The organism is Mycobacterium sp., from assembly GCF_035603715.1.
GTDB lineage: Bacteria > Actinomycetota > Actinomycetes > Mycobacteriales > Mycobacteriaceae > Mycobacterium.
In genome coordinates, this window is the sequence record NZ_DATNJW010000360.1 from 1 (window position 1) to 2,940 (window position 2,940).

At 64.7% G+C, this 2,940-nt stretch carries 4 protein-coding genes; all 4 read right to left on the reverse strand.

Annotated features, from left to right (window positions below):
• Window positions 1-1,143, reverse strand: a 1,143-nt coding sequence (locus VN856_RS14915) for a hemolysin family protein (protein WP_325690323.1), incomplete at its 3' end; no start/stop codon positions are given.
• Window positions 1,140-1,673 (reverse strand): rRNA maturation RNase YbeY, encoded by a 534-nt coding sequence (ybeY, locus tag VN856_RS14920; protein ID WP_325690324.1) that lies wholly within the window; start codon window positions 1,671-1,673, stop codon window positions 1,140-1,142. The genes ybeY and VN856_RS14915, both read right to left, overlap by 4 nt.
• A gap of 7 nt (window positions 1,674-1,680) precedes the next feature.
• Complete coding sequence (locus tag VN856_RS14925; protein ID WP_325690326.1) at window positions 1,681-2,724, reverse strand: PhoH family protein; 1,044 nt, start codon at window positions 2,722-2,724, stop codon at window positions 1,681-1,683.
• A gap of 84 nt (window positions 2,725-2,808) precedes the next feature.
• Window positions 2,809-2,940 (reverse strand): 16S rRNA (uracil(1498)-N(3))-methyltransferase (locus VN856_RS14930; protein WP_325690328.1); only part of this gene is annotated, 132 nt, incomplete at its 5' end.

Below are 2,940 nucleotides of genomic sequence, written 5' to 3' on the forward strand. Positions count from 1 at the left end.
CTCCAGGGCCAGCAACCCGCCGACCGTGTCGACGTCGAGGTCCTCCTCGAATTCCACGCCGTACAGCTCGCCGACATCTTCGATCGGTAGTCGCGCCGATACCCGAAACCGGTTGTCGCCCAGCTCTTCCACGGGGGCGACCTCGGCGGCGTCGTATTCGTCGGCGATTTCACCGACGATCTCTTCCAGTACGTCCTCGATCGTCACCAGCCCGGCGATCGCGCCGTATTCGTCGACCAGCAACGTCATATGGTTGCGGTCGCGCTGCATTTCCCGCAGCAGCTCATCCAGCGGCTTGGAGTCCGGCACGAACACCGCCGGTCGCATCACCTCCGTCACGGCGGTGTCGCGACCACCGCCTGACGAGTAATAAGCCTGCTGGACACAGTCTTTCAGGTACACCACGCCGACCACGTCGTCGACGTTCTCCCCGATGACCGGGATACGGGAGTGCCCGCTGCGCACCGCGACCGATGTTGCCTGATCGGCGGATTTGTCGCTTTCGATCCAGATCATCTCGGTGCGCGGCACCATCACCTCGCGGGCCGGCGTGTCGCCGAGTTCGAACACCGACTCGATCATCCGCCGCTCGTCGGCGGCAACCACACCGCGTTGCTGCGCCAGGTCGACGACTTCACGCAACTCGATCTCGGACGCGAACGGCCCGTTGCGGAAGCCGCGGCCCGGCGTCAGCATGTTTCCGAGCACGACCAGGATCCGGCTGATCGGGGTCAGCAACACCGAAATCACCTGCAGCGGTAGCGCCGACACCAGGGCAATGGAGTAGGCGTTCTGGCGGCCGAGTGTCCGCGGACCGACGCCGATGACGACGAAGCTGACCACCACCATGACGACCGCGGCGATGAACAGCCCCCATTCGCGGCTGACGGCACGGTAGAAGAACTGCGCCAGCAGCACGGTCGCGCTGATCTCGCAGACGATCCGCAGTAGCACCACCAGGTTGATGTAGCGAGGCCGATCGGCCATCACCTTGGCCAATCGCACCGCGCCGGGCCGCTCGTCGCGAACCAGCTCTTGCACCCGCGCCATCGACACCGTGCTGATCGCGGCGTCGATGGCCGCGAACACGCTGCCCAGACAGATCAGCACGATCGCGCCGAGCAGCGAGGCGGAGCTGTTCAATTCTCGAAATACCTTGATTTGTCTAGCAACCGCTGGTCGCGATCGTGCTGTCGCTGCTGACGGTAGTACTCGACTTGGTCGGCGACCCACTCTTCGAGCAGACGGTGCTGCAAGGCGAACATCTCTTTGGCCTCGTCCGGCTCGGCGTGGTCGTAGCCCAGCAGATGCAGCAAGCCGTGGATTGTCAGCAACGCCAGCTCATGCCCCAGCGTGTGACCGGCAGTGTTGGCCTGTATTGCGGCGAATTCGGGACACAACACGATGTCGCCGAGCATCGCCGCTCCCGGCTCCGGTGCGTCGGGACGACCACCCGGCTCCAGCTCGTCCATCGGGAAGCTCATCACATCGGTGGGGCCCGGCAAGTCCATCCAGCGCATGTGTAGGTCGGCCATCGCCGCCATGTCCAACAGCACCATCGACAGCTCGGCCGCTGGATTGACGTCCATCTGGTCGATGACGAACCTTGCGACGCTGATCAATTCGGATTCGGATACGTCGATTCCGGATTCGTTGGCGACTTCGATGGTCATGACGCTGTCACCGACGGCTGCGTGCGCTCGGGGCGCGTCGCTCGGCCCGGTTCATCCGCAGCCCGGGCTCCTCGTGTCGCGCGTAGGCATCGACGATTTCGGAGACCAGCCGGTGGCGGACCACGTCGGCGCTGGTCAACTCCGCGACGTGAATGTCGTCGATGCCGTCCAGGATATCGACCGCCGCACGCAGACCCGACCTGCCGGGCCCCGGCAGGTCGATCTGCGTAATGTCACCGGTGACAACGACTTTGGAGCCGAATCCCAACCGGGTCAGAAACATTTTCATCTGTTCGGCAGTGGTGTTCTGAGCTTCGTCGAGGATGATGAATGCATCGTTCAACGTCCTACCCCGCATATAGGCCAGCGGCGCAACCTCGATCACCCCGGATGACATCAGCTTCGGGATCATTTCGGGATCCATCATGTCGTGCAGGGCGTCGTACAGCGGCCGAAGGTACGGGTCGATCTTCTCGCTCAGCGTGCCCGGCAGAAAGCCAAGTCGCTCACCGGCTTCCACCGCCGGCCGGGTCAGGATGATGCGGGTGACCTGTTTGGCCTGCAGCGCACTGACCGCCTTGGCCATGGCCAGGTAGGTCTTGCCGGTACCGGCCGGACCGATCCCGAACACGATGGTGTGGGCGTCGATGGCGTCGACATACCGCTTCTGATTGAGCGTCTTGGGCCGAATGGTCTTGCCGCGACGGGACAAAATGTCCAGCGTCAAAACCTCGGCGGGTGACTCATTGCCGGTGCCGACCAGCATCGCGACGCTGTGCCGCACACCCTCCGGGGTGAGCGGCTGCCCGCCGGCCACGATCGCCACCAGTTCGGAGAGCGCCCGCTCGGCGAGCGCGACGTCAGCGGGTTCGCCGGACAGCGTCACGGCGTTGCCGCGCACATGCAGATCCGCGGCCAGGAGTCGTTCGAGGGCGCGCAGGTTTTCATCGGCGGAACCGAGCAGGCCCATGACGAGGTCGGGCGGAACATCGATGCTGCTGCGAACCGGAGATGTGAACGGGCCAGCAGCGTTGGTTTCGCGGGGCGTCACGTGCGTCCTAATGCCTGCTTTCTGTGGTGTATCCAGCGAGTTAGCGCCTTGAGTCTACCGCCGGTCGGTTGACGAACCCAATGGTTAGCCACTGTGCGACCCGCGTTCGGGCTGTTCCCACCGCGGCGTCAACACGCCCAGTGCGCCCAATGCGACGGCCGCCGCGGTCGAGGTGCGCAGCACGGTCGGGCCCAGCCGAACGGCGATGGCGCCGGC